The organism is Bacillus licheniformis DSM 13 = ATCC 14580 (assembly GCF_000011645.1).
Classification (GTDB): Bacteria; Bacillota; Bacilli; order Bacillales; family Bacillaceae; genus Bacillus; species Bacillus licheniformis.
On record NC_006270.3, the window covers coordinates 546272 to 571326 of the forward strand.

At 46.7% G+C, this 25055-nt stretch carries 26 protein-coding genes; 21 read left to right on the forward strand and 5 right to left on the reverse strand.

Features of this window, described 5'->3' with window-relative positions:
- The first annotated feature begins 24 nt into the window (after nt 1-24).
- Entirely contained in the window at nt 25-1173 is a 1149-nt protein-coding gene (locus tag TRNA_RS24180) for an acyl-CoA dehydrogenase family protein (RefSeq protein WP_011197567.1), read from the forward strand.
- A 73-nt stretch (nt 1174-1246) separates the two neighbouring features.
- Here TRNA_RS24180 and fbpB read toward each other — a convergent pair whose 3' ends face one another.
- The 3 genes from fbpB to TRNA_RS24195 all read right to left on the reverse strand — a co-directional run bounded on the left by fbpB (nt 1247) and on the right by TRNA_RS24195 (nt 2299).
- Nucleotides 1247-1402 carry a Fur-regulated basic protein FbpB gene (fbpB, locus tag TRNA_RS24185; protein ID WP_003179099.1) on the reverse strand — a complete coding sequence of 52 codons (156 nt, stop codon included), beginning with the start codon at nt 1400-1402 and terminating at the stop codon, nt 1247-1249.
- A 2-nt stretch (nt 1403-1404) separates the two neighbouring features.
- A complete protein-coding gene (gene fbpA / locus TRNA_RS24190; protein WP_003179102.1) occupies nt 1405-1563 on the reverse strand; it encodes a Fur-regulated basic protein FbpA in 159 nt (52 codons plus the stop codon).
- A 415-nt stretch (nt 1564-1978) separates the two neighbouring features.
- A complete protein-coding gene (locus TRNA_RS24195) occupies nt 1979-2299 on the reverse strand; it encodes a thioredoxin family protein (RefSeq protein WP_003179104.1) in 321 nt (106 codons plus the stop codon).
- 160 nt (nt 2300-2459) lie between these two features.
- Between TRNA_RS24195 and TRNA_RS24200 the strand changes: the two genes are divergently transcribed.
- The 6 genes from TRNA_RS24200 (at nt 2460) to TRNA_RS24225 (ending at nt 9707) form a co-directional block, all read left to right on the forward strand.
- Nucleotides 2460-3545 carry a D-alanine--D-alanine ligase gene (locus TRNA_RS24200; protein WP_003179106.1) on the forward strand — a complete coding sequence of 362 codons (1086 nt, stop codon included), beginning with the start codon at nt 2460-2462 and terminating at the stop codon, nt 3543-3545.
- A gap of 137 nt (nt 3546-3682) precedes the next feature.
- On the forward strand, nt 3683-5053 hold the full coding sequence (locus tag TRNA_RS24205) for a UDP-N-acetylmuramoyl-tripeptide--D-alanyl-D-alanine ligase (RefSeq protein ID WP_003179108.1): 1371 nt from the start codon (nt 3683-3685) through the stop codon (nt 5051-5053).
- Between the two features lie 65 nt (nt 5054-5118).
- Nucleotides 5119-5829 carry an alpha/beta hydrolase gene (locus TRNA_RS24210; protein WP_011197568.1) on the forward strand — a complete coding sequence of 237 codons (711 nt, stop codon included), beginning with the start codon at nt 5119-5121 and terminating at the stop codon, nt 5827-5829.
- A gap of 350 nt (nt 5830-6179) precedes the next feature.
- Entirely contained in the window at nt 6180-7643 is a 1464-nt protein-coding gene (gene cshA, locus TRNA_RS24215; protein WP_003179112.1) for a degradosome RNA helicase CshA, read from the forward strand.
- Nucleotides 7644-7756: 113 nt separating this feature from the next.
- Entirely contained in the window at nt 7757-8236 is a 480-nt protein-coding gene (locus TRNA_RS24220) for a PH domain-containing protein (RefSeq protein WP_009330134.1), read from the forward strand.
- Nucleotides 8226-9707: a PH domain-containing protein gene (locus TRNA_RS24225; RefSeq protein ID WP_009330132.1), complete on the forward strand. Its 1482-nt coding sequence runs from the start codon at nt 8226-8228 to the stop codon at nt 9705-9707. The genes TRNA_RS24220 and TRNA_RS24225 overlap by 11 nt, the downstream gene beginning before the upstream one ends.
- On the opposite strand, the gene TRNA_RS24230 is transcribed toward TRNA_RS24225, so the two are convergent.
- Nucleotides 9704-10303, reverse strand: coding sequence for a rhomboid family intramembrane serine protease (locus TRNA_RS24230; protein ID WP_003179118.1), 600 nt, complete (start codon nt 10301-10303; stop codon nt 9704-9706). The genes TRNA_RS24225 and TRNA_RS24230 overlap by 4 nt on opposite strands.
- Nucleotides 10304-10645: 342 nt before the next feature.
- On the opposite strand from TRNA_RS24230, the gene TRNA_RS24235 reads away from it, so the two are divergent.
- The 13 genes from TRNA_RS24235 (at nt 10646) to TRNA_RS24295 (ending at nt 20946) form a co-directional block, all read left to right on the forward strand.
- Nucleotides 10646-11605, forward strand: a complete 960-nt coding sequence (locus TRNA_RS24235) for a LolA family protein (protein ID WP_152847888.1) — start codon at nt 10646-10648, stop codon at nt 11603-11605.
- Nucleotides 11606-11829: 224 nt separating this feature from the next.
- Entirely contained in the window at nt 11830-12999 is a 1170-nt protein-coding gene (gene alr / locus TRNA_RS24240; RefSeq protein WP_011197569.1) for an alanine racemase, read from the forward strand.
- A 111-nt stretch (nt 13000-13110) separates the two neighbouring features.
- Nucleotides 13111-13392 carry a CopG family ribbon-helix-helix protein gene (locus TRNA_RS24245; RefSeq protein WP_006638778.1) on the forward strand — a complete coding sequence of 94 codons (282 nt, stop codon included), beginning with the start codon at nt 13111-13113 and terminating at the stop codon, nt 13390-13392.
- A 4-nt stretch (nt 13393-13396) separates the two neighbouring features.
- Complete coding sequence (gene ndoA, locus TRNA_RS24250) at nt 13397-13747, forward strand: type II toxin-antitoxin system endoribonuclease NdoA (protein ID WP_003179128.1); 351 nt, start codon at nt 13397-13399, stop codon at nt 13745-13747.
- Between the two features lie 117 nt (nt 13748-13864).
- The gene (locus tag TRNA_RS24255) at nt 13865-14692 is read left to right on the forward strand and encodes an RsbT co-antagonist protein RsbRA (protein WP_003179130.1); all 828 of its coding nucleotides are present in this window, start codon (nt 13865-13867) and stop codon (nt 14690-14692) included.
- A gap of 3 nt (nt 14693-14695) precedes the next feature.
- The gene (locus tag TRNA_RS24260) at nt 14696-15061 is read left to right on the forward strand and encodes an STAS domain-containing protein (protein WP_003179132.1); all 366 of its coding nucleotides are present in this window, start codon (nt 14696-14698) and stop codon (nt 15059-15061) included.
- Nucleotides 15062-15063: 2 nt separating this feature from the next.
- Nucleotides 15064-15465 carry an anti-sigma regulatory factor gene (locus TRNA_RS24265; RefSeq protein WP_003179135.1) on the forward strand — a complete coding sequence of 134 codons (402 nt, stop codon included), beginning with the start codon at nt 15064-15066 and terminating at the stop codon, nt 15463-15465.
- Nucleotides 15466-15475: 10 nt separating this feature from the next.
- The gene (locus TRNA_RS24270) at nt 15476-16483 is read left to right on the forward strand and encodes a PP2C family protein-serine/threonine phosphatase (protein ID WP_003179137.1); all 1008 of its coding nucleotides are present in this window, start codon (nt 15476-15478) and stop codon (nt 16481-16483) included.
- A gap of 58 nt (nt 16484-16541) precedes the next feature.
- Nucleotides 16542-16868: an anti-sigma factor antagonist gene (locus TRNA_RS24275; RefSeq protein WP_003179140.1), complete on the forward strand. Its 327-nt coding sequence runs from the start codon at nt 16542-16544 to the stop codon at nt 16866-16868.
- A complete protein-coding gene (gene rsbW, locus TRNA_RS24280; protein WP_003179142.1) occupies nt 16868-17353 on the forward strand; it encodes an anti-sigma B factor RsbW in 486 nt (161 codons plus the stop codon). The genes TRNA_RS24275 and rsbW overlap by 1 nt, the downstream gene beginning before the upstream one ends.
- The gene (gene sigB, locus TRNA_RS24285) at nt 17319-18110 is read left to right on the forward strand and encodes an RNA polymerase sigma factor SigB (RefSeq protein WP_003179144.1); all 792 of its coding nucleotides are present in this window, start codon (nt 17319-17321) and stop codon (nt 18108-18110) included. Before rsbW ends, sigB begins: the two co-directional genes overlap by 35 nt.
- Entirely contained in the window at nt 18107-18706 is a 600-nt protein-coding gene (locus TRNA_RS24290) for a PP2C family serine/threonine-protein phosphatase (RefSeq protein ID WP_003179145.1), read from the forward strand. Before sigB ends, TRNA_RS24290 begins: the two co-directional genes overlap by 4 nt.
- A 77-nt stretch (nt 18707-18783) precedes the next feature.
- Complete coding sequence (locus TRNA_RS24295) at nt 18784-20946, forward strand: Tex family protein (RefSeq protein WP_011197570.1); 2163 nt, start codon at nt 18784-18786, stop codon at nt 20944-20946.
- A gap of 49 nt (nt 20947-20995) precedes the next feature.
- Here TRNA_RS24295 and TRNA_RS24300 read toward each other — a convergent pair whose 3' ends face one another.
- Nucleotides 20996-21553 carry a TetR/AcrR family transcriptional regulator gene (locus TRNA_RS24300; protein WP_003179149.1) on the reverse strand — a complete coding sequence of 186 codons (558 nt, stop codon included), beginning with the start codon at nt 21551-21553 and terminating at the stop codon, nt 20996-20998.
- A gap of 356 nt (nt 21554-21909) precedes the next feature.
- Between TRNA_RS24300 and TRNA_RS24305 the strand changes: the two genes are divergently transcribed.
- Nucleotides 21910-25029, forward strand: coding sequence for an MMPL family transporter (locus tag TRNA_RS24305; protein WP_011197571.1), 3120 nt, complete (start codon nt 21910-21912; stop codon nt 25027-25029).
- Nucleotides 25030-25055: the final 26 nt, after the last annotated feature.

Sequence of the window (25055 nt, forward strand, 5' to 3'; positions counted from 1 at the left end):
GAATTTGGTCAGGAGGATGCCGGCGTGTGTTCAATATTTGTGAAAACGGAAAGGCAGCAGGAATGGCTCGATAAAATCGGAAAATTGGCGGATGAATTTGAGAAAACAGCAGCGTACTATGACGAACATGCACAATTTCCCGCAGAACATATTCAAAAGCTGCGGGATTCAGGCTACACAGCGCTGACGGTCGGAAAAGATTACGGAGGAGAAGGCATTTCGCTCTACGATATGCTTTTGTTTCAGGAACGGCTTGCCAAAGGAGACGGACCGACGGCTCTCAGCATCGGCTGGCACTTAAGCGTGATGGGGGAACTGGCGGAGGGAAACAGCTGGGACCGGGATGTGTTTTCATCGCTTTCCCATGAAGCATTAAAGGGCGCGCTGATCAACAGAGCGGCAAGTGAAGCGCAGACAGGCAGCCCGACAAGAGGAGGACGCCCCGGAACCCATGCAGTCAAAAAGAACGGCGGCTGGATTGTAAACGGCCGTAAAACATTCACAACGATGTCTCCGGTTCTCGACTATTTTCTTGTCACCGCTTGGATTGAAGAGAAGCAAATGATCGGCGTTTTCTTGATCCATAAAGATGCGGAAGGCTTGGCAATAGAAGAAACGTGGGATATGGCGGCGATGAGGGGCACGGGAAGCCACGATTTGGTGCTGACCGATGTCCGTCTGGACGAATCCATGCTTGTTGAACTGTTGGCTGGTAAAAGAACCGATAAAATCAACGGCTGGCTGCTTCATATACCGGCTGTCTATTTAGGGATCGCACAAGCAGCGAGAGACTATGCTGTCCAATTTGCAAAAGACTATCAGCCGAACAGCTTGAAAGGTCCGATCAAAGAGGTGCCCGCTGTTCAGCGCCATATCGGCGAAATCGATCTGGAACTCATGAAAGCCCGCCACTTTATGTATCATGTTGCAGAGCTTTATGATGATCCGGAGCGCCGCGCCCTTTTGACAGGTGAGCTTGGAGCGGTTAAGCACACGGTAACGAATACGGCCATTGATGTCGTAGACAAGGCGATGAGAGTCGTCGGAGCGAAAAGTCTCGCAAGAACGAACCCGCTCCAAAGATTCTACCGCGATGTCCGGGCGGGCCTCCACAACCCGCCGATGGATGATGCGACAATCGCCAAGCTTGCAGGAATTGCATTCAGCGAATAGTTTTGTCATTCTTTAAGCTTTAGCGGGGTGTCGATCCGCTAAAAGAAGCCGTTCAAAATCAGCGGCTTCTTTTTTATGTTTGTTTTGCTTTTGAAATGGCCAAAAGGCGGTTCTCGTGTCTGCGGTCGATCTTGTCATAAATGACTTCCATTTCTTTCGGGTTCTTGGCGATTTCTTTTTTATATTCTTCGACAAGCTGATGAAAGGTTTTAATCTTCCGTTTTGACATGTTTATCCGCCTTTCTTGATGGATTGGTATTCGCTTTCAAGTTCGCTTAAAGACAATTCGTAGAGGTGGCGCTCTTCTTTTTTATATATGCCAAGCTGGATAAGACGCTGAATGAGTTGTTTCTTTCTCATTTCCACCGCTTTCTTTAATTGAGGGGCCATGTGATCACCTCGTCAACCATTAGTGATATTGATAATCATTATCAATTAATTGCATTATACTAAACCTGATCACCGAATGTAAAGCGACATCTTCGAAAGAATATTGAATAAAATCGAAAAATATGAATTATTATCCAAAAGAATATATAAAAAAAGAAGCCGACAAGGGCTTCACAACTAGAAAAAATAATTGCAAAATAGGAACAAAAAACATTCTACCGGAATATAAAAAACGAATCAAGAACTTTTTATGAAATTTCGACATTTTAAGTTTCCCGGGAAATACTCGTGTCGAATTTTTTAAAGCTCATTCTTTTATGAAACAAATTTTGCTGCTGTCCCGTCTTGTATAAAAAGGACATGGGGGTGCTCCCATGTCCGGCGGTTCAGACAAAAAATCAGGACTTTAAACGAATTAGCTAATATGTTCAGCCAGGAATTCATTCACTTCTTCAGGCGTTTTGGCATTTGCGCTGTGAAGGTGTCCCGTTTTTTCGCCGTTTTTGAAAATCAACAGGCTTGGAATGCCCATGACCTGGTACTTGTCGGCAAGTTCAGGAAGGTCGTCTTTATTCAGCTCATACCAGTCATTTTCCTGATAAGCCTCAAGAATGTCTCCGATGAACATGTTCATGCGTGTGCAGTCCGGGCACCAGTCAGCGTAAAATTTGACGATGATTTCTTTATCGGATTGGATCAATTCATTAAATTGCGCTTCTGTTGTGATTTTTTTCAATTGCAACCTCTCCTTTTCAATGCCATTTTAATATAAAATGAAAAGGATTTACATACAAATGCTTTTTATATGCTGTTTTTAGACCGTATTAAAATAATTAGATCATTTTCCCGGGAAAGTGATAAGATAGTAAAGATGAATCCAGTGGGGGGAGTACGAATTGAAGACAAGATTAGGATTGGTATACGGCGGAAAATCAGCGGAGCATAACGTTTCTCTGCAAACCGCGCTGGCCGTCACGAAAGCATTAGATACTGAAAAATTTGATATACACCCGATTTATATAACAGAAAAAGGCGAGTGGGTGAGAGGGCCGCAACTGACAGAACCGGTTTCAAATGTGAAAATGCTGCAATTTGAACAGACGGGCCAGACATTTTCTCCGGCTGTGTTGAACCGCGATATGTTTCCTGGCGAAGCTGATGCAAAAGAAGACTCTATCGATGTTGTTTTCCCGCTTTTGCACGGACCGAATGGGGAAGACGGCACCATTCAAGGGATGCTTGAACTATTGAATGTGCCATATGTGGGCAACGGAGTCTTGGCTTCCTCTGCGGGCATGGATAAAGTGGTCATGAAGCATCTGTTTGCACAGGCAGGTCTTGACCAGGCGAAATACGTTTCATTTTTGAAAAAAACTTGGAGTCAGTCTAAAGAAGAATGCTATGCTCAAGTGGAAGGGGAACTTGGCTATCCGTGCTTTGTAAAACCGGCCAACCTTGGATCAAGCGTCGGGATCAGCAAATGCAGAAGCCGTGAAGAGCTTGACCAAGCCTTTGAGCTTGCATTCCAATATGACCGGAAAATTGTCGTTGAAGAGGGCGTCATCGGACGGGAAATAGAACTCGGCGTTTTAGGGAATGATGAACCTGTCTGCTCAGTCGCGGGGGAAATCGCTCCGAAGAAAGACTTTTATGACTATAAAGCAAAATATGAAGACGGCGATACTGATTTGATTATTCCGGCTTCCCTGACAGAAGACGAATACGAAACAATGCGCAGCATGGCGGTCAAAGCGTTTCAGGCGATTGACGGTTCAGGCCTTGTGAGAGCGGACTTTTTCCTTACAAATGAAGGCAGGGTCCTGATCAATGAAGTCAATACGATGCCGGGATTCACCCCGTTCAGCATGTTTCCGCTTCTCTGGAAGCAATCAGGGGTTGAGTACGCTGAACTGATTGAAAAGCTTGTCGCTTTGGCAATCGAGCGCCACGAAGAAAAACAGCAGATTAAACATACATTTTAACGGGACGGAGCGGACCGAATCCGGGAGCTTTCATGGAGAAAGGCGCTGAAGGCGGTTCGCCCTTAGATACAGCTGCAGACACTATCCTTATTTGTGGTAGTGTCTCTTTTCCTTGCAGAAGAAAGAGAGGGACATACATGATAACAAGAACGGTAAAAGAAATTGCTGAAATGTCGGAAGGCGTTTTGACGAATGAAGCTTTTGAAGGGCGTCTCATCAAAGGCGTCTCAACCGATTCGAGAAAACTGGCGAAAGGCCAACTGTTTATTCCGCTTGCAGGCGAGCGGTTCAACGGACACGTTTTTGCAGAGCAGGCTTTTCAGGAAGGCGTTGCGGCCGTGCTGTGGAACCGAAGTGAACCGAATCCTCCGGAAGGGAAGCCGGTCATTTTAGTTGACGATACGCTGGAAGCGCTGCAGAAGCTTGCGAAGGCATACAGGAATCAGCTGGACGTAAAAGTCGTCGGCGTGACCGGTTCAAACGGAAAAACGACGACAAAAGACATGATTCATGCTGTTTTGGGCACTGAGTATAAAGTGCATAAGACAGAAGGAAACTACAATAACCATATCGGCCTGCCCCTGACGATTCTGGCGATGCCCGAAGACACAGAAGTCGCCATTTTGGAAATGGGGATGAGCGCCAAAGGAGAAATCGATTTTCTCACTCGTCTGGCGCGGCCTGATATTGCAGTCATTACAAACATTGGTGAATCACACCTCCTTGAACTCGGATCAAGAGAAGGAATTGCAGAGGCGAAGCTCGAAATTGTCAATGGGCTTTCAAAAGAAGGCACACTCATTTATGTCGGAGATGAACCGCTGCTCACCGAAAGGCTGAACCAGCCGCCTTACGATACAAAGACGTTTGGAGAGGATCCGGCTTTCGATTATCAGCTTGAGGATATGACACAGACTGAAGAGGGGACGGCATTCCGCGTGAGAGGAATCGAAAACGGGTTCTTCATCCCGGTCCTTGGAAAGCATAATGTGAAAAACGCATTAGCCGCGATTGCGGCCGGAGACCTCTTGAATGTCAGCCGCGCTCACATTGCAGAAGGGCTGACTAAACTGAAAGTGACCGGAATGCGGCTTGAGCTAGTAAAGACGCCGGACGGCGTTGCGATCATTAATGACGCCTATAATGCCAGCCCGACATCGATGAAAGCGGCGATCGAGCTTGTCGAACAGATGAAGGGATACGGCAAGAAGATTCTTGTTCTCGGCGATATGCTGGAGCTCGGAGAAGGAGAAAAAGCGTTTCATGAAGAAATCGGGCAGGCGGTCAACCCGGACTCGATCGACTTTTTATTTACGTATGGAGAACTCGGTGCATATATTGCAAAAGGGGCGCTTAAACATTTCCCGGAACACCGCGTCCTTCATTTCAACCCGGAAGAAAAAGACAGTTTGAAAAAGACACTGAAAGAAAAAGCGAATACAGGGGATTTAATCCTCGTCAAAGCGTCCAGAGGCATGCGCCTTGAGGATGTTATAAAAGATTTGTAAGGGAACTTTGAATCATAAAGTCGTTTTTTATGTGATGATCAGTAAAAGAAAACGGGTGAATGGTCATGATAGGATGTTTATGCATTCACGGATTTACCGGAGCGCCGTATGAATTGGAACCGCTGGCTTCTCATTTAAAACAAACGGCAGATTGGCAAGTTGAAATGATCACGCTCCCCGGGCACGGTGAGATGCCGGTTTTAAAAGGCGTCTGTTTTCAGGAATGGATCGCTTGTGCTGAAGTGGAGCTCATCCGCTTGTTGAAAACGTGTGATACGGTATTTTTAATCGGATTTTCAATGGGCGGGATGATTGCCGGCTATTTAGCCGGAAAATATCCGGTCAGCCGCCTTGTCCTGTTGAGTGCGGCCGCCCAGTACATCAGCCCGGGACAGCTGATCCAGGATTTGAAGAATGTGATCAAAGATTCACTGCAAGGCAAGCTAGAGGATAATCTGCTTTACAAAAGGTACAAACAAAAGCTGACAAGCACTCCGGTGTCTTCTGCATTTCAGTTTCGCAAGCTCGTCAAGATGACAAAGCCTGCATTGAAAAACCTCCGGATCCCTGTGCTCATTGTTCAGGGGGAGTGTGATGCCATCGTGCCGGTGTCAAGCGCGTATTACTTGTATGAAACCATTCCTTCCGAAGAAAAAGAGCTGTGCCTCTTGCCGGAATCCAAGCACCATGTCTGCCTTGAAGAAAACTCCTCTATCCTATTTCAAACCGTTGAGGCGTTCCTCAAAAAAACGCCGATTGAATCTATAAAAAAATAAATAATTGAACGGAAATCTGCAAAAAATAATCCGGGATGCTGACAGGGAAAAAATGAACGTATGCTGTCGAAAGCAGCACATGCCTGTGTTACAATGTGTAAAGGACGCCTTCGGGCGGGCTTTAGTTGCGCGGACGGACGGCTTCGCCCGAGGTTCATAGGAGACTGCCGAACCGGCGAGAGAGCACACCGCTCATTCTCATCTTGTTGAAAAACGTATAATGGAATGGTAATATAACATGTAAAGTAATTCGGGCTTTGCATAAGTATGGACCTGTCCTTTGCACAAAGGGCAGTTTTTATTGATAAAACACGATTACTGAAACAGTAAGCAGAAGGAGTTTGAATACATTGACAATAACGTTTCAAGATTTTCAATTAAGTTCTGATCTCACAAAAGCAATCAAGCGTATGGGATTTGAAGAGGCAACACCGATTCAGGCACAAACGATTCCACTCGGCCTTGCAAATAAAGATGTGATCGGACAAGCGCAAACGGGAACAGGAAAAACGGCTGCATTTGGCATCCCCCTTGTTGAGAAAATCAACCCCGAGTCTCCTAACATTCAAGCCATTGTTATCGCACCTACTCGTGAACTAGCCATTCAAGTTTCTGAAGAGCTATATAAAATTGGACAGGATAAACGCGCTCGCGTGCTGCCGATTTACGGAGGACAGGATATCGGACGCCAGATTCGCGCGCTTAAGAAAAACCCTCATATTATCGTCGGCACACCTGGTCGTCTGCTTGACCATATCAACCGCCGCACAATGCGTCTTCAAACAGTGAACACCGTTGTGCTTGATGAAGCGGATGAAATGCTGAACATGGGATTCATCGAAGATATCGAATCCATCCTTTCCAATGTGCCTGCTGAACACCAGACATTGCTGTTTTCTGCAACAATGCCTGCTCCGATTAAGCGGATTGCAGAACGTTTCATGACCAACCCGGAGCACGTAAAAGTGAAAGCAAAAGAAATGACAGTATCAAACATCCAGCAGTTCTACCTAGAAGTTCATGAACGCAAAAAGTTTGATACGCTGACACGCCTTCTTGACATCCAGTCTCCGGAATTGGCGATCGTATTCGGCCGGACAAAGCGCCGTGTCGATGAACTGACAGAAGCGCTTAATCTGCGCGGGTATACAGCTGAAGGAATTCACGGAGATTTGACCCAGGCGAAGCGGATGGTTGCACTCCGGAAATTTAAGCAAGGCGCGATTGAAGTGCTCGTTGCGACAGACGTTGCGGCTCGCGGCCTTGATATTTCAGGTGTAACGCACGTCTACAACTTCGATGTGCCGCAAGATCCTGAGAGCTATGTTCACCGCATCGGAAGAACGGGACGCGCGGGCAAAACAGGAATGGCGATGACCTTCATTACACCGCGTGAAAAGGATATGCTGCGCGCCATCGAGCAGACGACAAAACGCAAAATGGACCGCATGAAAGCACCGACTCTCGATGAGGCCATTGAAGGACAGCAGCAGGTGACGGTTGACCGCATCCGGACGATCATCGAGGAAAATAACCTGAACTTCTATATGACGGCTGCAGCGGAATTATTGGAAGACCATGATTCTGTGACAGTTGTTGCGGCTGCCATTAAAATGATGACTAAAGAGCCGGACAACACACCTGTCCGTTTGACGGAAGAGGCTCCGCTCAGAACGAAGCGAAACAAAAATCACCACCACCGTTCATCAAAACGCAGAGACGGCGGCGGCTACAGAGGAAAGAACAATCGTTCATCTTATGATAAAAAGCGTTCTTCGAATGACAGACGCCAAAAAAAATCATATAATTCATAATCAAAAGGCGGATCCTTTTTTACGGATTCGCCTTTTTTTAAAAACTAAAGCCTTTAAACGAAACATTTTCAGACCGAAGACCGTAAATAGAATGAGATTGGGGGAATCGAGTTTTGAGAAGCGAGCCGAAAAATCAAATCAGCCGTGATGGCGTTAAAGTCTGGAGAATCACGGCTTGTATCACATCATTCGTTTTAATGCTGGCTGCAGCAGGCCTGATTGCCGCCGGGGTGATATTTAAGTGGCCGGTATGGATCGGCATTTTGTCAGCGGCCGTTTGGCTGGGGATTTCATTTGTCATCATTATCATGATTCCGAATATCCGCCACAGAGTCTGGCGCTACGAAGTCCATGAGAACGAAATTGATATTCAGCACGGCATCTTTGTGGTGACCCGCGTGATCGTTCCGATGGTCAGAGTCCAGCATGTTGATACATCGCAGGGCCCCATCCTCAGAAAATATAATCTCGCCTCCGTGCAAATTTCAACAGCAGCGACGACCCATTCCATTCCCGCTTTGGATGTTGAAGAGGCCGATCAGCTCAGAGATTCCATTTCCAGGCTGGCAAGGGTGACTGAAGATGATGTCTGAACCGAGACGCATGCACCCTGCCGCCGTCATTCTCAACTTTATCAAAGGCCTTGTTGAGACGGTTAAAAATTTTATCATTCCATTTGGCGTGGTGATTTTTTTAAATCAATCGCAAACAGTCAAAATGATAGCGATCGCCGCGGCCGTGCTGTTTTTCATTGCTTTGGTTGTGACGAGCATCATCAAGTGGAGCAAATTTACATACCGTATCGAAGAGGATGAATTGCGAATAGAGGAAGGCTTGATCAATAAGAAAAAAAGGTATATTCCGATCGAACGGATTCAAACGATCAACACAAGCGCAGGCCTCATTCAACAAATGTTCAAGCTGGTGAAGCTTCAAGTCGAAACGGCAAGCGGAGGAACGGAAGCGGAAGTTTCCCTGGTCGCCATTACCCAGGCAGAAGCCGAACGTATTCAGCAAGCGCTTTTCGAAAGGAAAAAAGCGGCGGAAGACACGGGGACCGATGTCCCGGTTCCGCTGGAAGAAACTGCTGAAGAGGCGGAGGAAGCGGAAGAGCCGGTAATGATGTACAAAATGACCGGCCAGGAGCTCTTAACCGCCGCTTCAACCTCAAGCGGCATCGGCGTTATTATTTCAGGGGTATTCGCTTTTTTCACTCAAGTCGATGATTTCTTTGATTTGGATTGGCTGTATGACCGCTTTGCTTTTTTGAACAGCGCAGGTGCCGCCGTCATCGCATTGGCCGCCTTTGTTGCCCTTTTCATCGCATGGCTGCTCAGCATCGTCGGGATGCTTTTGAAATATGCGAATTTTACTGTCGTGCGTAAAGAGAAAGAAATCGTCATTTCCAGAGGGCTGATTGAAAAGCAACAAATCACGATTCCGCTCCAGCGGATTCAAGCGATTAAAATCAAGGAGAGCCTGATCAGGCAGCCTTTTGGACTTGCAGCCGTCACGATCGTCAGCGCAGGCGGAAACGTCCTGGAAGAAGATAAATCAGCCATCTTATTTCCAATCATCAGCAAAAAAATAATCAATCAGCGTCTCGGCGAATTCATTCCGGATTATGCGCCGGAAGACGATTTGAACCGCTTGCCGAAACGCGCGCTGCGCCGCTATATCCTGCGCGCATCCTGGCCGGTTCTCGCCGTCGTTCCGCTTTCCATTCTGTTTCCGCCATGGGGCTATTTGTCCGCTGTATTGATTCCTTTTTACTGGATCATCGGCTATTTCTCATACCGCGATGCCGGATGGAAGATCAGCGGCAGCAAAATCATCATGTCATCGCGCTTCATCGGCAGAACAACCGCTGTCATTCAACGCAGGCGCATGCAGGTTTTCGAAGTCAGCCGCTCGTATTTCCAGCGCAGAAAACAGCTTGTTTCGATTCATACATCAACAAAATCGTCTGTTTTAATGGAGAAGTTTTCGGTGGCTGATGTTGAGGAGAAAGATTCGGACGATATCATTGCATGGTATTCATATGAAAAAAGAGTGAACGGTTAAAAGCCGTTCACTCTTTTGTTTAACAATGGCGGAGCCAAGGCGAGTCCGCCCAGCAGACCGAAGATGTGCGCCATCATATTGATATTTTGGTTTACAAACGTCATCAAAACCGAAATGGCGAGGATGGTGACGATGATTTGGGAATTGGCGCTCCCCATCAGCTCTTTTCTAAACAGCACGATGTACAGGTACACGCCGAACAAGCCGAAAATGGCTCCCGAAGCGCCGACATGCATATACTCCAGCGGTTCGATGAAATATGTGCCGATATTGCCAATCACTCCTGCTCCGATATAAACGATGAGAAACTTGAGTTTCCCGAGCATTCGTTCCAGCCCGGGGGCAAACAAAAAGATCGACATCGAATTAAAGAGCAGGTGGCCGAAACCGGCGTGAATAAAGATTGGCGTCACAAACCTCCACCATTCTCCGTTCGCTATTCCCCAGTTAAAGCCAATCAATAAATCAGACCACATCTGTACGGCCGTAAACGGAAATAAAAAAAGAATCCAAATGGCAAGCTGCAGGGCCAATATGGCGGATGTGACCGGGTAGAGCCTGATAAACGTCTGAAAATTTTCTGTTCTGATAAACATGCTTATGATTTAAGCCCCTTTACAATGATCTCGTACATATATAGTAACACGTTTATGAACAGGCAGCGGCGATTAGTACGGACGAGAAAATGATTTTGGAAGGTTGTCATGCTAGTCTGCATATTGTCTGAGACACGCTCATATATTGGGTAGTGCAATAAGGGAGACGAGTCGTTGCAGGCTTTTATGGTACGCACGCCGATACAGCCGGCCCTGTTCTTATGGCGTACCGTTAAAGTCGAACAAGCGGTTTCTTCCTTTTTACATCAATGATTAAAAAGGGGTTGAAAAAAGGTGAGAAAAAGCTTTGTTTTGCTTTTAACGGGGCTGCTTGTAATCCTTATGCTTTCTGCCTGCGGCCAAAAATCGCAAGAAGATGTTGTGACGGGGCTCGACAAGAAGGCAAAAGAATACACGTCCTATAAGGCAAAAGCGAAAATGACCATTGAAACGGGAAATGAACCGCAGGAGTACAACGTGGAAATCTGGCATAAAAAACCTTCTCTTTACCGGGTCTATTTGGAAAACCCGAAAAAAGACCAGAGCCAGGTGATCTTGCGCAATGAAAACGGCGTGTTTGTTTTGACTCCGTCGCTGAATAAAAGCTTCCGCTTTCACAGCGACTGGCCCAATAACAGCAGCCAGGTATACTTATTCGAATCGCTCGTAAAGGATGTCAAAAATGATGGGGAAGCTTCTTTTTCCGCAAAGGATTCAAAATACATTTTTGAAACGAAAACGAATTATCAGCATAATCAGATGCTGCCGACTCAGGAAATCGTTTTCCATAAAAAGACCATGGCTCCTTCATCGGTTAAAGTGATGGATACCGACCGCAAACCGATGGTAAAGGTTGAGTTTACAAGCTTTGAATTCGATAAGCCGCTCGATAAAGACTCTTTTGATGAAAAGAAAAATATGACGCTGTCTCAAATTGACGTAGCGACAAGCGCTGACGTGTCAGACTCTTTCGCTGTCAAAACGCCGCTCGATGTGCCTCAGGGCGTGAAAAAGCTTGAAGAGAAAGAGATGGCGACTGAAGACGGCAAACGGATCGTCATCACATATGGCGGTGAAAAATCCTTTACATTGATTCAGGAAAAAGCCCGCGTCGCCAAAACATCCACTTCCGTATCCATGAACGGAGAGCCCGTTGACCTCGGCTTCACGGTCGGCGCACTGACGGATAAATCGTTGTCATGGACATATGACGGAGTCGATTACTTTATCTCATCAGAAGATCTTTCTCAAGATGAACTTCTGATGGTTGCAAAAAGCATGCAGGGACAGTCTTCGAAATAGACTGTGCCGTATCCGGCAGCCTGTTTTCCGCCCGGAAGCGGAAAGCAGGCTTTTTTATATTTGCGTCGCAAGCGTATGATTTCGACAGCTTTTCCGTAAAATGTATACCGTGCCAGCAATTTTTCTTTTGTTCAGGGCTGATGATCCCGTGCAAAATTTCCCTTTCTCCGAACTTTTTAGTATGATGGGAAGGACGAGTGAAACAAGGAACAGGAAGTGTCATGATGAGCTTAAAACCATTCTATAGAAAGACATGGGCCGAAATCGATTTAACGGCTTTAAAAGAAAACGTCCGCAATATGAAGCGGCACATCGGCGAGCATGTCCGCCTGATGGCCGTCGTTAAAGCGAATGCCTACGGACACGGGGATGCACAGGTAGCGAAGGCGGCTCTTGCAGAAGGGGCGTCCATTCTTGCTGTGGCTTTATTGGATGAAGCGCTTTCGCTGAGGGCGCAGGGGATTGAAGAACCGATTCTTGTCCTCGGTGCAGTGCCGACCGAATATGCAAGCATTGCCGCGGAAAAGCGCATTATCGTGACTGGCTACTCCGTCGGCTGGCTGAAAGACGTGCTCGGTTTTCTGAATGAGGCCGAAGCTCCTCTTGAATATCATTTGAAGATCGACACGGGCATGGGCCGCCTTGGCTGCAAAACGGAAGAAGAGATCAAAGAAATGATGGAGATGACCGAATCGAACGATAAGCTCAATTGTACGGGCGTGTTCACTCATTTCGCCACGGCGGACGAAAAGGACACCGATTATTTCAACATGCAGCTTGACCGCTTTAAAGAGCTGATCAGCCCCCTCCCGCTTGACCGTTTGATGGTGCATTCGTCAAACAGCGCCGCGGGTCTGCGCTTCAGGGAACAGCTATTTAATGCCGTCCGCTTCGGCATCGGCATGTACGGTTTGGCGCCGTCAACCGAAATAAAAGACGAGCTGCCGTTTCGTCTGCGGGAAGTGTTTTCGCTTCATACCGAACTCACCCATGTGAAAAAAATTAAAAAAGGCGAGAGCGTCAGCTACGGGGCGACATATACAGCTCAGCGCGACGAATGGATCGGGACAGTCCCCGTCGGGTATGCCGACGGATGGCTGAGGCGCCTGGCCGGAACGGAAGTGCTGATCGACGGAAAACGCCAAAAAATAGCAGGGAGAATCTGCATGGACCAGTTCATGATTTCCCTTGCCGAAGAATACCCTGTCGGCACAAAGGTTACCTTGATCGGAAAGCAAAAAGACGAATGGATCTCAGTCGACGAAATCGCCCAAAATTTGCAGACGATCAATTATGAAATTACCTGTATGATAAGTTCAAGGGTGCCCCGTATGTTTTTGGAAAATGGGAGTATAATGGAAATAAGGAATCCGATCTTGCCTGATCAATCCTGAAAATTGATGAATTAGCGGAAAAACAACTTTGCTTGCGAAAAGAATAATGATATGATTATGAATGGAATGGATAGAGTGTTGTATCCGTAAGTTTGGTGGAGGTGTATGTTTTTGTCTGAATCCAGCGCAACAACTGAAATATTGATTCGCTTGCCAGAAGCTTTAGTATCAGAACTGGATGGTGTCGTCATGCAAGATAACGGGAGCAGAAATGAACTGATTTACCAAGCCACAAAAATGTATTTACGCGAACGCAAAAATCGACAAATTCGGGAATCGATGAGACGCGGTTATATGGAGATGGCCAAGATCAATTTGAACATCTCTTCTGAGGCTCAATTTGCAGAGTATGAGGCTGAAAACACAGTAGAGCGCTTAGTAAGCGGAGGATAATCATTTGATTGTTAAACGCGGCGATGTTTATTTTGCTGACCTATCTCCTGTTGTTGGCTCAGAACAAGGCGGGGTGCGCCCGGTTTTAGTGATTCAAAACAACATCGGCAATCGCTTCAGCCCAACTGCTATTGTTGCAGCCATAACAGCCCAAATACAGAAAGCAAAATTACCTACCCACGTCGAAATTGATGCGAAACGCTACGGTTTTGAAAGAGACTCCGTTATATTGCTCGAACAAATTCGGACGATTGACAAGCAAAGATTAACGGACAAAATCACCCATCTCGATGATGAAATGATGGAAAAGGTCAACGAAGCCTTACAAATCAGTTTGGCACTCATTGATTTTTAATATTGATGAAAGTTGCTCGAGGCGAAAGAGCAACTTTTTTTGTGTTCAAAAATAACAAACGATATAATGGAACTGTTAGTCCAAAAAATGTTATCAGATGTAGTCAGGGGGATGAACATGTCGAATCAAGCGGTGTTAAAATTTATCTCGGAACACCAAAATGTACTCGCCGGGAATTTGGCGGATATTCTGAAAGACTTAAACAGCAACATGACAAACGTGAAGCTGACTGAACACATGTATGAGACGATCAGCAATGAATATATTCATATCCTCATGAATGAGTCCGGGGACGGGAATGAAAAATCGATCGACACCATCTACCAGTTCTCTTCAAAAGCCGTACAGCTCGGCGTTCCGCTGAAGCTGCTGTCGTCGGGATTATCAGCTTTTTGGAAGCACCTTTACTATGAAATGAACAAGGATGTGCCGGAAGATCAGCAGTGCTATGATTTGATTTGGGAAATCGATAAATTTATCGAACCGATCAACAGCGAAATCTTGAATCAGTATGCGATCTCCTGGGAGAAAACCGTTGCTCTGCAAAAGGTCGCATTACAGGAGCTCTCGGCGCCGCTGATCCCGGTTTTTGAAAATATTACGGTGATGCCGCTTGTCGGCACGATCGATACGGAGCGGGCCAAAAAGATTATGGAAAACCTGTTGAGCGGCGTCGTCAAACACCGGTCTGAAGTCGTGCTCATTGACATTACGGGCGTGCCTGTCGTCGATACGATGGTCGCACACCACATCATGCAGGCTTCCGAAGCCGTCAGACTTGTCGGAGCTAAATGCCTGCTCGTCGGAATCCGCCCGGAAATCGCGCAGACGATTGTGAATTTGGGAATCGATTTAACTCAGGTTATTACAAAAAATACCCTGCAAAAAGGAATTCAAACCGCATTAGAAATGACAGACAGAAAAATTGTTTCATTGGAGGAATAATCTTTGAGGGTACCTAACATTCCAATTTTGAAGCTGTATAACTGTTTATTGGTATCCATTCAAGTAGAGCTCGATGACCAAACCGCTCTGAAATTCCAAGAGGACCTGCTGAACAAAATATATGAAACCGGTTCGAACGGAGTGGTGATCGATCTGACTTCAGTGGACATCATCGATTCATTCATCGCCAAAGTCCTTGGCGATGTCATTACAATGTCAAAACTGATGGGCGCCAAAGTCGTTCTGACTGGCATCCAGCCGGCTGTTGCGGTGACATTGATTGAACTCGGCATTTCTTTGGACGAGATCGAGACGGCGCTCGATCTCGAAAAGGGGCTCGAGACATTGCAGCGGGAATTGGGGGAATAAATATGGCAGACCAATCCTGTGTGAAGATTTTGACTGAATGGGACATAGTGGCCGCCAGACAGCTTGGGCGAAATGTCGCAAAAGAACTGGGGTTCGGCACAGTGGACCAGGCCAGAATCACGACAGCCATCTCAGAGCTGGCGCGTAATATTTATTTGTATGCCGGAAAAGGCCGAATCTGCATCGAACAGGTTCAGGAAGAAGGAAAAAAGGGGTTGAAAATCGTAGCGGAGGATGAGGGGCCGGGAATCGCTGACATCAAAAAAGTGATGGAAGACGGTTTTTCAACCTCAGGCGGCCTCGGAGCGGGCCTGCCGGGAGTAAAGCGTCTGATGGACCAATTTGAATTGCATTCGGACGCGGAAAATGGAACGGATATACAAGCCGTAAAATGGCTGCGGTAGGAGGGAAGGAATGGATTTCAGGGAAGTGATTGAGCAGCGCTATCGACAGCTGCTTAGCCGTTATATATCTGAATTAACAGAGACATCCCTTTATCAGGGGCAGAAATTCAGCAGAAAAACGATTGAACATCAAGTGCCGCCGGAAGAGATTATCAGCATACACCGAAAAGTTCTGTCTGAATTATATCCGGATCTTCCAGACCATGTGTTCCATTCTCTCGATTTTTTAATTGAAGTGATGATTGGATACGGTTTGGCCTATCAAGAACATCAAACATTAAGAGGAATTCAGCAGGAAATTAAATCGGAAATTGAAATTGCCGCGAATGTCCAGCAAACGCTGCTTGAGACGACGGTTCCGAAAGTTGAAGCGCTCGAAATCGGTGCGGTCAGCATTCCGGCCAAGCAAATGAGCGGTGATTATTATCATTTTGTGCGCGACAAGGAATCGATTAATATCGCCATTGCGGATGTAATCGGGAAAGGAATACCGGCTGCGTTATGCATGTCGATGATCAAATATGCGATGGACTCTCTGCCGGATTCGGGCACGTCTCCTTCACAGGTGCTGAAAAACCTGAACAGGGTCGTCGAACAAAATGTAGACCCAAGCATGTTTATTACAATGTTTTATGGCAACTATCATCTTCAAAAACACCTATTTACGTTTTCATCTGCCGGTCATGAACCTGGCTTTTATTATTCTTGCAGGGAAAATAAATTTTACGATTTAAACGCAAAAGGCCTCGTTCTTGGCATTTCATCAAATTACGACTATGAGCAGTACGAGCAAAAACTGGATATTGGCGATATGATCGTTCTTTTTTCAGATGGTGTAACTGAATGCCGGACAGACAGCGGGTTTTTGGAGCGGTCTGACTTGCAGAACCTGATTACTGTACATATGGAGAAACCGGCTCAGCAAATGGTTGACAATATATACGAACATCTGCTCAAGCTTCAGGATTTTCAGCTTCATGATGATTTTACTCTCATTGTTTTAAAAAGAAAGGTTTAAAGCTTCTCTTCGCTGGGTAATAAACCAGTAGCTCATTAAGAGAACCAGAGGTGATATTGTGAATTTGGCAGTTGATACGAATAAAAATGACCATGTGATAGAAGTAAAAGTTGCGGGCGAAATTGACGTGCACACGGCTCCAACACTGCGGGATGAGCTGATGCCGCTCGCGGAAGAAGGAAAAGATCTCAAAGTTAGTCTGAAAGACGTTTCATATATGGACAGCACAGGGCTGGGTGTATTCGTCGGCATTTACAAAGCGGTAAACAGAACTGGGGGTTCTTTAGTGCTTGAAAATCTGTCAGAGCGTTTGATTCGTTTGTTTGATATTACAGGTTTAAAGGACATCATTGACATTTCTGGAAAGTCAGAGGGTGGATTATAATGAAGAGAGCAGCTGATTACATTGAAATGAAGTCACCTGCCAAACCAGAATACGTAGGAATCATTCGTTTAACCCTGTCGGGGATTGCAAGCAAGATGGGGTATTCTTATGATGACATCGAAGACTTGAAAATTGCGGTCAGCGAAGCGTGCACAAACGCTGTGCAGCATGCTTATAAAGCAGACAACAACACAGGAGAGGTCTCCGTCAGATTCGGCGTGTTCGAAGACCGCCTCGAAATCGTCGTCGCCGATCAGGGAGACAGTTTTGATATTCAGGATAAACAGAAGGAGCTCGGACCATATTCCCCTGAGCATACGGTAGATCAATTGTCAGAAGGAGGGCTCGGTTTATATTTAATGGAGACGCTCATGGATGAAGTGCATGTCCAGATTGACTCAGGCGTAACCGTCTCGATGACAAAGTTCTTAAACAGGGAGCGAGTTGATGATGGCACAACCGTCCAAAACTACGAAACTAACTAAAACCGAAGTCGACACGCTGATTAAAAAATATCAGGAGAACCAGGATGAAGACGCTCAGCTGACCCTTGTTCAAACATATAAAAATCTGGTGGAAACACTCGCCAAAAAATATTCAAAAGGAAAAAGCTTTCACGAAGATCTATGCCAGGTTGGGATGCTCGGATTGCTTGGAGCCATCAAACGCTATGACCCCGATGTGGGAAAATCGTTTGAAGCGTTTGCCATTCCGACCATCATCGGAGAAATCAAACGGTTTCTCCGAGATAAGACCTGGAGCGTCCACGTTCCGAGAAGGATCAAGGAGCTCGGGCCGAGAATCAAAATGGCGGTGGATCATTTAACGACTGAAACGCAAAGGTCTCCAAGAGTCGATGAGATTGCCGAGTTTCTTGACGTTACAGAAGAAGAAGTGCTGGAAACGATGGAGATGGGCAAAAGCTATCAGGCGCTTTCCGTCGACCACAGCATTGAAGCTGATGCAGACGGCAGCACGGTGACGATCTTGGACATCGTCGGCTCGCAGGAGGAAGGCTATGAAAAGGTGAACCAAAAGCTGATGCTTGAAAGCGTATTACACGTACTATCCGACCGTGAAAAGCAAATCATTGAGCTGACTTACATTCAAAACAAAAGCCAAAAAGAAACCGGCGAAATGCTGGGCATATCGCAAATGCACGTCTCACGGCTGCAGCGCAAAGCTGTCAAAAGGCTGAGGGAAGCATTGGCTGAAGATCCGTATATGGAGCTTAAACCATGATTTGGACTGAGTCGAATGAACACATGCAAGCGCTTGTTTATCAGCTTCCTAAAGAAGGAAAAGCCGTCTGCGGTGACAGTTTTTATTTCCATGCGACTGACGAAACCATGGTGTGCGCACTGGCTGACGGGCTTGGCAGCGGTGCGTTGGCACGCGAATCCTCTTCGGTCATCAGCGAAGTTGTCGAAGAGCACGGCCATGAAGATGTCGAAAGCTTGATGGAACGGTGCAATCAAGCGCTGAAACATAAGCGCGGTGCGACCGTTTCAATTTTAAAAGTCGATTTTCGAACAAGGACGATCGCTTACAGCTCTGTAGGCAATATTCGCTTTATCTTATACGCTCCTTCGGACAAATATATCCACCCTCTCCCTGTGACGGGATACATGTCGGGAAAACCGCAAACATACAAAACATTCACCTATACGTATGAAAAAGGATCAAGATTCATCATTTATTCAGACGGTTTGGAAGTACCCGCCCTCCGGACTTATTTAAAACAGCACCATACACCGGGAGATATATCGAATCAGCTTGAATCATACACACGAATGGGAAAAGACGATCTCACCTATATCATTGGACAGCTTTTTTAAGGAAGCTGCCCTTTGATATAGGTGTTTTTCCGTTTCTTTTGGTACACTAAGAAGACAACATTCTTTTGGAGGCTACAATGGATACTTTAGCGTCAATCGTCAAACAAATCGCAAAAGAAACGGGGCTTGCGCCAAAGCATGTCGAGAGTGTCATTCAATTATTAGAGGACGGCAACACCGTCCCCTTTATTGCGAGATACCGAAAAGAACAAACGGGCTCCATGGATGAAGTCCAAATACAAACTATCTCCGAACGCTGGGGATACATTCAGCATTTAAATCAGCGGAAAGACGAAGTCATCAGGCTGATCGATGAACAGGGCAAGCTGACCGGACAGCTGAAGCTGGATATAGAAAAAGCGGACAAGCTCCAGGAAGTTGAAGACTTATACAGACCGTTTAAACAAAAACGAAAAACCAAGGCGACGATCGCCAAAAGCAAAGGGCTTGAACCTTTGGCTGATTTCATCATCTCGCTCCCGCGTAATGAAGATGTAGCAGCCGAAGCCCGCAAGTACATAAATGAAGAAAAGGAAGTCATGAGCGCCGAAGAAGCGCTTGAAGGAGCAAAGAACATACTGGCTGAACGGATCTCAGACGAACCGGAATACAGGAAGTGGATCAGGCAGGAGACTTTTAAAAGAGGAACGCTGAAGTCCGCGGCAAAAGATGCCGAAGCGGATGAGAAGAAAATCTATGAAATGTATTATGAATACGAAGAGCCGATTCAAAAAATCGTTCCTCATCGCGTACTCGCAGTTAACCGCGGCGAAAAAGAGGAGATTTTGAGAGCGTCGGTCGAGCCGCCGGCAGACCGCATCCAAGCTTACTTGGAAAAACGGATTTTACAACAAAAGCAAACAAGTGCTCAAGATGTCCTGAAAAGCGCGATCGAAGACGGCTATAAGCGCCTGATTCAGCCGTCAATCGAGAGGGAAATCAGAAAAGAATTGACGGAAAAGGCGGAAGACCAAGCGATTCACATATTTGCCGAAAATCTGCGCAAGCTGCTGCTGCAGCCGCCGATGAAAGGAAAGCTCGTTCTCGGCGTCGACCCGGCATTCCGCACAGGCTGCAAGCTGGCAGTCGTGGATGAGACGGGAAAGATGCTCAAGATCGACGTCATATACCCGCACCCTCCCGTCAATAAGAAAAGCGCCGCCATCGAAAAAGTAAAACGCATCATCGAAGACTTTCAAATCGAGGTCATCGCAATCGGGAACGGAACGGCATCAAGAGAGACGGAACAGTTTATCGCCGATCTCTTGAAGGACATCGACAGAAAGGTGTACTATCTGATCGTCAATGAAGCGGGAGCCAGCGTCTATTCGGCATCAGAGCTTGCGAGGGAAGAATTCCCCGATCTGCAGGTTGAAGAACGGAGCGCCGTGTCGATCGCACGCAGACTCCAAGACCCGCTCGCCGAACTCGTCAAAATCGATCCCAAGTCGGTCGGGGTCGGCCAGTACCAGCACGATGTCAGCCAGAAAAAACTAAACGATTCGCTCCGCTTTGTCGTGGAAACCGTCGTCAACCAGGTCGGCGTCAACGTGAATACTGCATCAGCCGCGCTCTTGCAATATGTGGCCGGACTATCGAAAACAGTCGCGGCCAACATCGTCAAAAAACGGGATGAGATCGGAAAATTCACGAGCCGGAAAGAGCTGAAAGACATTCCGCGCCTGGGCGCGAAAACGTATGAGCAATGCATCGGCTTTTTAAGGGTGCCTGACGGCGATGAACCGCTCGACCGGACAGGCATCCACCCGGAGAGCTATAAAGAGACGAGAGAGCTCCTGAAAAAGCTGGGCCTTTCAACAGCCCAAATCGGCACAAAAGAGCTTCAGGACAAAATCAACGAACTGAATATTTCCGAAGCAGCTGAACAGCTGGGGATCGGGGAAATCACCCTGAAAGACATTTGCGCCCAGCTGACGAGGCCTGAGCGCGATCCGAGGGATGAAGTCCCTAAACCGCTCTTAAAAACCGATGTGCTTCAATTGGAGGACTTAAAAGAGGGGATGGAACTTCAGGGGACAGTGCGGAACGTCGTTGACTTCGGGGCGTTTGTCGACATCGGCGTGAAACAGGACGGGCTCGTCCACATTTCCAAGCTCAGCCATTCCTTCGTCAAGCATCCGCTCGACGTTGTGTCGGTCGGGGACATCGTCACCGTATGGGTGGAAGATGTCGACGCTGCAAAAGGAAGGGTCTCCTTATCGATGGTAAAAGATCGATAGGACTTGAAGTCAGCCCGCCGGAAGCTTTATTTTCCGGCGGGCTTATCTTTTACATCGCGATTTTCAACAGGATGCGGTGGACGACGCCTGCAATATGTGCCGGCGTCTGAACCATGCCGCCGTTGATCCACTCTTCAAAAATGCCGACCGCTCCGGATACTAGAAATGTAATTTCCATTTCATCGCATGCCATCTCATTACCTGATTGCTGCATCATGCTCAATTCTTCGAAAATCTTCTGCTTGAAAAAATCTTTAAATTTATTGATGGTCAAAATGTTTCCTTTCGGTTTCGTCAATAAAGTGAAGATTGCAGCGTTTTGATAAATATATTCAGTCGTTTTTTCGATGAAGGTGAGCAGATGGTGCGGATCTTCGCTTGGAAAATAATCATCGTAAAATTTCCCCAGCTGATCAAACAACTCATTCTCGATTTGTTCATACAAATCAAAAACATCCCGATAATGAAGATAAAAAGTCCCGCGCCCTAAATCAGCGCGCCTCGATAAATCGGAAACGGTAATTTTATTGATTTCTTTCTCATGGAGCAGCTTTAAAAAAGCCTCTTTTATCGCTCTTTTTGTTTTAATTGACCTTCTGTCCTCCATCGGTGACCTCCGTTTATAAACAAATTTACGTATGTTGTTCATTATTGAACATCTCAACCCCAATTGCCGATTGAACACCCCATTTGCCCCAAATTATAATGAACATGTGTTTATTAATCAATAGGTGTTTATTTTTTAAAACCTTCAAATATCAATGGCCTATCAGCCGATAAGTTAATCAAGCGGTTTCAGCTGTTTTCCTGTAAAATGAATGATCTTTCACTTTTGCGAATAAAGTGGTGAAGTAATGAAAAACAGCAAGGACAAGGCTAGCAGGCGGCTTTTTCTGCCGACTTTCTTAAAATACAAAGAAATCAATCTACCTGCAAAGTTCATAGAGGAGGAATAAAACATCAATGAGAACGATTATAAAGGCGAGATGGATCATTGCGGCGCTCTGGATTGCAATGGCCGCCGTCTTATTCATCACGGCGCCCGATATGGGGCAATTAACAAAGGAGAAGGGCCAGATAGCGGTTCCTGAAGGCTATCCGTCTTCTTATGCGAACAAGCTTCTCGAACAAATGTCAAAAGACGGGGATACGAACAAATCGGTTGTCGTCGTATTTCAGGACAAACACCTCCTGCCGAATCGGGAGGCGGCTTTAAAAAAAGCGATCACCACTTTAGAGAAGGATTCCTCCCTTCACGTCTCAGATATTACATCGTACTTTAACGCGGATGAGGATATTCAAAAGCAGCTGTTGTCAAAGGATCGAACGACGCTGCTCGTGCCTGTCACATTTGATGCAAACAAAATCAGTGCGGCCGAATTTAAAGCAAAGGTCAATGAAAAGCTTAAAACTTTAAAACTTGACTACGAGATGACCGGGCAGCCGCTCATCGATGATGATGTCATGACAAGCTCGCAGGAAGGCTTGAAGAAGACCGAATATATCACGGTCGGTTTTATTTTAATCGTGCTGATTCTCGTATTCCGTTCTGCGGTTGCGCCTTTTGTTCCGCTTTTGGCGGTCGCGCTTTCATACCTTGTGAGCCAGTCCGTCGTCGCCTATCTAGTCAAATACGCTGATTTTCCGCTGTCCACGTTTACGCAAATCTTTATGGTGGCGATCATGTTCGGAATCGGCACGGATTACTGCATTCTTCTTTTAAGCCGTTTTAAGGAAGAGATCGCCCGCGGGAAAGACAAGATCGAAGCCATTCTGACAACGTATAAAACGGCGGGGAGAACCGTTCTGTTCAGCGGAATCGCCGTTTTGATCGGTTTTACTTGCATCGGCTTTGCCGAATTCCAGCTTTACAAGTCTGCGGTCGCAGTAGCGGTGGGTGTCGCGGTCTTGATTTTGGCGCTTCTGTCGATCGTGCCGTTTTTCATGGCTGTTTTGGGGAAAGTGCTGTTTTGGCCTGTCAGAGGAAATATCGGGCACCCGCAGTCAAAGCTATGGGAAACCGCCGGCCGTTTCGCTTTCAGTAAGCCGCTGATCAGCCTGTTGATCGTAGCGGCCGTGGCCGTGCCGCCGATCTTGATGTATAAAGGAACGCTTTCCTACAACAGCCTTGACGAAATCGGAGATCAATACGAATCCGTCAGCGCATTTAACACCATTTCCGACAAGTTCGGGCCGGGAGAATCTTTGCCGGTCACGGTCGTGCTCAAAACATCGGATGCGCTCGATACCAATGACGGGCTGATCGCGATTGAAAAAATCAGCCGCGCCATTGAACAGACAAACGGCGTCAGCAAAGTTCGCAGTGCGACCCGGCCGGTCGGAAAAGGGCTGAGCGACCTGTACGTCAAAACACAGGCGAACGAGCTGAATAAAGGCCTTGAAAGCGGCAATAAAGGTCTGAAAAAGATTAAAGACGGGCTTGCAGAAGCGAGCAAGTCAATCGCGGATCAAAAGCCGCAAATCGAAGCGTCCGGAAAAGGAATCAACCAGCTGATCAAAGGAACCGAATCGATCCAAGCCGGAATCAGCGACGTTGAAGCCAACATGAGAAAGCTGAAGGAAGGAACAGACCAAAGCAAACAAGGCGTCGCCCAGGCGAAAAAAGAAATCCAAACTGCGAAAAAACAGCTGACGGCGCAAGTCGATCAATTAAATGGACAAATCGAAACCTACAAAGAAATATCGAAAATCTTAAAAGCGGCATTGTCTCAAGCCGAAAATGCCCAAGGCATAACGGCTGACGTGCAAAAGATGATTGAGCAGACAAATCAAAATTTCAAAAATCTTGAAAGCGAAATTCCCGAAGTGAAGGAGAATCCTTCTTATTTGGCGATCAAAGGCTCTTACACAGAGCTTGCATCGGCAATCAAGCAGGGATCACAGAAAGCGGCCGTTTACACGAAGCAGGCGGCAAACGCGAAAAAGCAGCTTGAAGCAGCAGATGCATTTATCGCAAAAGCGCAGGAAGAGCAAAAAGTGTACACAAGCAAAATCGATGCTCTGATAAACGGCCTCGGCCAAATCGAAAAAGGGCTTGAAGAGACATCGAAGGGGCAGGGACAGCTCGCCGATTCGCTGCCTAAGCTCGAATCAGGCGCAGGTGAGGTCGCTGAAGGCCAAAAGCAGATGAAGGAAAAAGTCGGAGAATTCGCCGGCCAGCTCGATCAATTAACAAAAGGGCTGAATTCAAGCGTGGACGGCCTCGAAAAAATTTCAAGCGGTCTGATGGGAGCAGGCGACTACCTGGATCAGCTGAAAAACGCATCGGATCAAGAAATGTCCGGCTGGTTTGTCCCTAAAGAAGTGCTGAAAAACAAGCAATTTCAGCAGGTGTTTAATTCCTATATGTCAGACGACCGCCATATCACGACGATCGATGTGATATTGGAAGACAATCCGTATGGAAACGGAGCGATTGCCAAGGTCAAAGACATTGAAGCATCAGTAAAACGGGCTCTTCCCGACACGCATTTGCACGATGCATCGTTTGGCGTCGGCGGCGTTTCCAGCATCAACGCCGATTTGAAGCAGCTGTCAGACCAGGACTTCAGCAACACGGTGATCTATATGATGATCGGAATCTTCCTGATCCTCGTCCTGCTGTTCCGTTCAATCGTCATGCCGGTGTATTTGGTCGGATCGCTGGTCTTGACGTACTTTGCATCCATCGGTGTAACCGAATTTATTTTCACGGCGTTTTTCGGCTATCCCGGCCTCAACTGGGCGGTGCCTTTCTTTGGCTTTGTGATTTTAATGGCGCTTGGTGTGGACTATTCGATCTTCCTGATGGAACGGTTTAACGAATACCGGGGAACGGATATTATGACGGCGATGACGGAATCGATGAAAAATATGGGATCGGTTATTATTTCAGCCGCTGTCATCTTGGCGGGAACCTTCGCGGCGATGCTGCCGTCCGGCGTTTTATCGCTTCTGCAAATCGCCACCCTTGTGCTGACGGGTCTTTTGCTGTATGCATTCGTCATGCTGCCGCTGTTCGTCCCTGTAATGGTTCGGATCTTCGGCTCAGCCAACTGGTTTCCGTTTAAAAGAAAAGAATAAACGGCTCGTCCATCCGCAGAAGAACC

Excerpts from the sequence above, each read along its gene's own strand:
- fbpB (WP_003179099.1), bottom strand. The coding sequence starts at position 1,402 with ATGTCAAAACGGAAGATTAAAACCTTTCATCAGCTTGTCGAAGAATAT.
- fbpA (WP_003179102.1), bottom strand. The coding sequence starts at position 1,563 with ATGGCCCCTCAATTAAAGAAAGCGGTGGAAATGAGAAAGAAACAACTC.
- TRNA_RS24205 (WP_003179108.1), top strand. The coding sequence starts at position 3,683 with ATGATAACAAGAACGGTAAAAGAAATTGCTGAAATGTCGGAAGGCGTT.
- TRNA_RS24210 (WP_011197568.1), top strand. The coding sequence starts at position 5,119 with ATGATAGGATGTTTATGCATTCACGGATTTACCGGAGCGCCGTATGAA.
- TRNA_RS24225 (WP_009330132.1), top strand. The coding sequence starts at position 8,226 with ATGATGTCTGAACCGAGACGCATGCACCCTGCCGCCGTCATTCTCAAC.
- TRNA_RS24230 (WP_003179118.1), bottom strand. The coding sequence starts at position 10,303 with ATGTTTATCAGAACAGAAAATTTTCAGACGTTTATCAGGCTCTACCCG.
- TRNA_RS24235 (WP_152847888.1), top strand. The coding sequence starts at position 10,646 with ATGCTTTCTGCCTGCGGCCAAAAATCGCAAGAAGATGTTGTGACGGGG.
- alr (WP_011197569.1), top strand. The coding sequence starts at position 11,830 with ATGAGCTTAAAACCATTCTATAGAAAGACATGGGCCGAAATCGATTTA.
- TRNA_RS24255 (WP_003179130.1), top strand. The coding sequence starts at position 13,865 with ATGTCGAATCAAGCGGTGTTAAAATTTATCTCGGAACACCAAAATGTA.
- TRNA_RS24265 (WP_003179135.1), top strand. The coding sequence starts at position 15,064 with ATGGCAGACCAATCCTGTGTGAAGATTTTGACTGAATGGGACATAGTG.
- TRNA_RS24270 (WP_003179137.1), top strand. The coding sequence starts at position 15,476 with ATGGATTTCAGGGAAGTGATTGAGCAGCGCTATCGACAGCTGCTTAGC.
- rsbW (WP_003179142.1), top strand. The coding sequence starts at position 16,868 with ATGAAGAGAGCAGCTGATTACATTGAAATGAAGTCACCTGCCAAACCA.
- sigB (WP_003179144.1), top strand. The coding sequence starts at position 17,319 with ATGGCACAACCGTCCAAAACTACGAAACTAACTAAAACCGAAGTCGAC.
- TRNA_RS24290 (WP_003179145.1), top strand. The coding sequence starts at position 18,107 with ATGATTTGGACTGAGTCGAATGAACACATGCAAGCGCTTGTTTATCAG.
- TRNA_RS24295 (WP_011197570.1), top strand. The coding sequence starts at position 18,784 with ATGGATACTTTAGCGTCAATCGTCAAACAAATCGCAAAAGAAACGGGG.
- TRNA_RS24300 (WP_003179149.1), bottom strand. The coding sequence starts at position 21,553 with ATGGAGGACAGAAGGTCAATTAAAACAAAAAGAGCGATAAAAGAGGCT.
- TRNA_RS24305 (WP_011197571.1), top strand. The coding sequence starts at position 21,910 with ATGAGAACGATTATAAAGGCGAGATGGATCATTGCGGCGCTCTGGATT.